Raw genomic sequence first — 4,699 nt, forward strand, 5'->3', positions numbered from 1 at the left:
GTAGGCTGTGTCATCTAAAGGTTGTCAGCAAGCGGCGAGTATTTTTTTCGTCAGGCGAGGCGGCGGGTTCCGCTGATACTGGCGTGTATCAGCGGGTTCCGCCAACGCTGTCTGGCGGGAAAAAGACCGACGCTTGGTAAACATTTAGGTGACACAGCCTACTAGGAATTTTCTGCGTCCATCGGTTGGGGCGTCCAATTGCTATCTGTAGGGGGATATATGAGAGAGATCAAGATTTTCGATACGACGCTGCGCGATGGGGAACAGGCCCCCGGGTATTCGATGGATCTGCAGGAGAAGCTGGAGGTGGCCCGCCAGTTGGAGCGGCTGCGGGTAGATGTGATCGAGGCCGGATTTGCCGTCGCCTCGCCAGGCGACCTTGCTTCCGTCCAGACGATCGCGCGGGCGGTGAAGGAAGCCCGCGTGTGCAGCCTGGCCCGCGCACTGCCCAGGGACATCGACGCGGCCTACGAGGGCGTGCGCGACGCGGTGGCGCCTCGGATCCATATCTTTTTGGCCACCTCACCGATTCACATGCAGTATAAACTGCGTATGACGCCGGAAAATGTGCTGGAGCAGACGGCTGCGATGGTCGCCTGCGCAAAAAAATATTGTGACGACGTCCAGTTTTCGGCTGAGGACGCCACCCGCTCCGACCGGGACTTCTTGGTCCGGGTCTGCGAGGCGGCGATCCGAGCCGGCGCCCTCACAATCAATTTGCCGGACACGGTCGGGTACGCCTACCCCGGCGAGATGCAGGAGCTGACTGCTTATGTGGTGGCACATACAAAGGGGATCGAAAAAGTGACGCTTTCGGTGCACTGTCACGACGATTTGGGGCTCGCCACCGCCAATTCGCTGGCCGGCGTGCTGGGCGGCGCGGCGCAGGTCGAGTGCACGGTGAACGGCATCGGCGAGCGGGCCGGCAACGCGTCGCTGGAAGAGATCGTCATGGCGCTGCACACCCGCCGGTCCTATTTCCAGGCCCGGTGCCGCATCGATACACAGCAGATTTACCGCACCAGCCGCCTGCTGCAGTCGGTGTCCGGCGTCCCGGTGCCGCCGAACAAGGCCGTGGTCGGCGCCAACGCCTTCGCGCATGAATCCGGCATTCATCAGCACGGCGTGATGGCGGAGCGTACCACCTATGAGATTATGACGCCGGCCTCCGTGGGACTGCCGCAGAACAAAATGGTGCTGGGCAAGCACTCGGGCCGCCATGCCTTTGAGGAACGTCTGCATGCCCTCGGGTTCGACCTGGCGCCCGAAAATATGCAGACGGCGTTTGAGCGTTTTAAAGTCCTGGCCGACAAGAAAAAATTCATCCAAGACGCAGATCTGGAGGCCTTGGTTGAGAGCCGGGAGAACACGCTGCCCGGCATGATTTCTCTCGAAAGCTTCGTGATAAACGCGGGTAGCGTGATCGACGGTACAGCCATCATCAAGCTGCGTATGGGGGACAAAGTGGTACAGCGCGTGGCGATGGGCGACGGGCCAGTCGACGCGTCTTTCAAAGCCATCAACGAGATTGTGGGAGAAGAGTTCTCGCTGGAGAGCTACCAGCTCGGCGCCGTCACCGAGGGCGGCGACGCGATGGGAGAGTGCGTGCTGCGGTTGAGCCTGCGCGGGCGTTCCGTCTCCGGTCGGGGCGTCTCCACCGATATCATCGAGGCCACCATCAGGTCGTATATCCACGCCGTGAACAAATTGATGGCATAGGGTGGGGGACGGCCTATGAATGAGAAAATCATGATTTTGGACACCACGCTGCGGGACGGCGCCCAGGCGCCCGGCGTCTCTTTTTCGGTGGCGGACAAGATCGACGTCGTGTGCACCCTCGACGAACTGGGCGTAGATTACATCGAGGCTGGAAACCCCGCCTCGAATCCCAAGGATATGGATTTTTACGCCCGGATGCGCGGCCGGACGCTTCGGCACGCGCGGTTGGCCGCCTTTGGCGCCACCCGGCGCAAACACATGACGGCGGCGCGCGATGACCATCTGGCCGCTCTGCTTGCGGCGGAGACGCCTGTCGTCGTCATATTTGGAAAAACTTGGAAGTTACATCTCTCGACCGTGTTGGCCTGTTCGGAGGCGGAGAACCTTGCGATGATCGCGGACACGGTGTCGTTTTTGAAGGCGCAGGGCCGCGAGGTGATCTACGACGCCGAGCACTTTTTCGACGGATACCGCGACGATCCGGATTATGCGATGGAGACGCTGCACGCCGCGCGCCGGGCCGGCGCGGACACACTGGTGCTCTGTGACACCAATGGCGGCGCGTTCCCGGGTGACGTGGCCCGGATCACGGCGGCGGCGGCGGCCGGGCTGGATGTGCCGCCCGGCATCCATTGCCACAACGACGGCGGCATGGCGGTCGCTTCGTCCCTGATGGCCGTTCAAGCGGGGGCCAGGCATGTGCAGGGTACGATCAACGGCATCGGCGAACGGTGCGGCAATGCGTCGCTGGCCTGTCTGACGGCCAATTTGCAGGGCAAGGGGGGCTACCGCTGTCTGCCGGAGCTTGCCCGGCTCACGCACGCCGCCCGCCAGATTGCCGAGGTGGCGAACGTGATCATCCCGGACGGCGCGCCCTATGTGGGCGCCGGCGCGTTTGCGCACAAGGCCGGGATGCACCTCGACGGCGTGGCCAAACTGCCGGCTACCTTTGAGCACATTGACCCGGCGCTGGTGGGCAACCGCCGCCGGATGCTGACTTCGGAGATGGCCGGGCGGGCGGCGCTGCTGCCGCGGCTGCAGGCCTACGACGCCTCCGTGACCCGGGACAGCCCGACGCTGCTGGCCGCACTGCGCCGGCTCAAAGAGAAAGAACACGAGGGGTACCAATACGAGGCGGCGGAGGCCAGTTTCGATCTTGTGCTGCGCCGGTTGACCGGTATGTACCGGCCGTGTTTTGAACTGCTTCACTTCAAGATCATCGGAGAACACCGCCCACACCTCTCCGCCACCGCGGTCATCAAGATTCGGGTGGGGGAGCGGGAAGAGATTTCAGCGGCTGAGGGGAACGGACCGGTACACGCGCTCGACCGCGCGCTGCGCCGCGCGTTAGAGGTGTTCTATCCGCAGGTGGCGGGCATCAGGCTGATCGACTACAAGGTGCGTGTGCTGGATGCCGCCGAGGCCACAGACGCGCGGGTGCGGGTGCTTATTACTTCGACCGACGGCCGGGAGGTCTGGACCACAGTGGGCGTCTCCCAAGACATCATCCGCGCCAGTTTTGAGGCCTTGGCGGATTCGATGGAGTATCATTGCCATCAGGGGATATAGGAACGGGGATTTTTTTGTAAAACACAAAGGTGTTTTGTTGAGACCTTGGCGGATTCGATGGAGTGTTATTGTCAAGGGGATGTAGGAACGAAGGTTTTTTGTGAAATACAAAAGTGTTTGAGGTGGTGAGACCGTGGGGATGACGGCGACACAGAAGATTTTGGCGGCTCATGCGGGACGGGAGGCGGTGGCGGAGGGCGAGCTGCTCACCATGCCCGTCGATCTGGTACTCGGCAACGACATCACGGCTCCGGTCGCCATCCGGGAGATGGCGCGGGCCGGGTGTGACAGTGTCTTCGACCGTGACAAGATCGCCCTGGTGCTGGACCATTTCACACCCAATAAGGACATCGCTGCCGCCCGCCAGTGCAGCGCCGTGCGCGCGTTCGCCAGGCGGCATGCGATCAAGCACTTCTATGATGTGGGAACCATGGGCGTCGAACATGCGCTGCTGCCGGAAAAAGGGCTGGCGGCGCCCGGCGAGGTGATCATCGGCGCGGATTCCCACACCTGCACCTACGGCGCCTTGGGGGCCTTTGCCACCGGCGTCGGCTCTACGGACATGGCCGCCGGCATGGCCACAGGACGGGCCTGGTTCAAAACCCCGTCCGCCATTCGTTTTGTGCTGACGGGCGCGCCCACCGAATGGGTGAGCGGCAAAGATGTGATCCTGCACATCATCGGACAAATCGGCGTGGACGGCGCGCTGTACCGATCGATGGAGTTTACCGGCGCAGGCGTCGGACAGTTGTCCATGGACGACCGTTTCACCATCGCCAATATGGCCATCGAGGCCGGCGCGAAGAACGGGATTTTCCCGGTGGACGAAAAAACAAAGGACTACATGGCGGCGCATCCGGGCGTCCACAAAGTCCCCGGCCCGTACGCCGGGATCTTCGAAGCGGACGCGGACGCGGTCTACGAAAAGACGATTTCCATTGATTTGTCCGCCGTGCGGCCCACCGTGGCCTTTCCCCATCTGCCGGGAAACACGCGGACCATCGACGAGGCGGGCGCCGTCAAAATCGACCAGGTGGTCATCGGCTCCTGCACCAACGGCCGTCTGGAAGATATGCGCGTCACGGCGAAGATCCTCAAGGGTCGAAAGGTGGCGCCGGACGTCCGCTGCCTCATCTTTCCGGGAACCCAGCAGGTTTACCTGGACTGCATCCGGGCGGGCTACGCGGAGATCTTCGTGGAGGCCGTCGCCGTACACTCCACGCCGACCTGCGGCCCCTGCCTAGGCGGGCACATGGGGATCCTGGCCGCCGGGGAGCGCGCCGTTTCCACCACCAACCGGAATTTCGTAGGGCGCATGGGGCATGTGGACTCTGAGATCTATCTGGCCAGTCCGGCGGTGGCCGCGGCTTCCGCCGTGCGGGGCTGCCTCGCCAATCCGGAGGCGTTTTAA

General features: G+C 62.8%; 3 protein-coding genes. All 3 read left to right on the top strand.

The features are described from left to right. The first annotated feature begins 219 nt into the window (after nt 1-219). Nucleotides 220-1,719 (top strand): 2-isopropylmalate synthase, encoded by a 1,500-nt coding sequence (locus LBK75_05670; protein MDR1157783.1) that lies wholly within the window; start codon nt 220-222, stop codon nt 1,717-1,719. 15 nt (nt 1,720-1,734) lie between these two features. Continuing rightward, nucleotides 1,735-3,288, top strand: coding sequence for a citramalate synthase (cimA, locus tag LBK75_05675; protein ID MDR1157784.1), 1,554 nt, complete (start codon nt 1,735-1,737; stop codon nt 3,286-3,288). A 133-nt stretch (nt 3,289-3,421) separates the two neighbouring features. Further along, nucleotides 3,422-4,699 (top strand): 3-isopropylmalate dehydratase large subunit, encoded by a 1,278-nt coding sequence (gene leuC, locus LBK75_05680; protein MDR1157785.1) that lies wholly within the window; start codon nt 3,422-3,424, stop codon nt 4,697-4,699.

It is taken from the genome of Oscillospiraceae bacterium (assembly GCA_031265355.1).
Classification (GTDB): Bacteria; Bacillota; Clostridia; order Oscillospirales; family UBA929; genus JAIRTA01.